We start from the raw sequence: 420 nt of genomic DNA, 5'->3' as shown, positions 1-420 counted from the left end.
CTGCCGTTCACGGTCACGGTAATCCAGCTCAGGAAAAAAATCACGCACATGATGATCGCATAACGGCAACGGACAAAGATATCCACGGGACTGAACAAACGTATCTAGAGCGGCAAGATAGCGATTTTTTGACGGCATTTCGCGCTTGTCATCAAAGGATAATACCAACGTATAGTGCAAGTCTTTTGCAGTTATCGCCCCTTTATTCCCCGTAAAAAAGCGAATTAATGCACACGCATAGGGGTAACGTTTTTGGTGTTGCCCTTTTTGTATTTTATCTTCGACAAAAAGGATGGCTTTTGCTGCAGCATATTGACGATCATTAAAGGGAACAAGGGCTAAATGATTTGGAATAGTTGTCATGATATTTCACACTGCCCTTTTCAGGGCAGTGTCTCCAGTCTGATTATTGCGCGTTAT

Annotated in this window: 1 protein-coding gene; it reads right to left on the bottom strand. The window is 43.1% G+C overall.

Features of this window, described 5'->3' with window-relative positions:
• Positions 1 to 363 (bottom strand): plasmid SOS inhibition protein A (locus AC4IFO_RS23100; RefSeq protein ID WP_490737868.1); only part of this gene is annotated, 363 nt, incomplete at its 3' end.
• Positions 364 to 420: the final 57 nt, after the last annotated feature.

The sequence above is a fragment of the Providencia sp. UF-224 genome, assembly GCF_058245955.1.
This window is presented reverse-complemented; position numbering and strand designations above follow the sequence as displayed.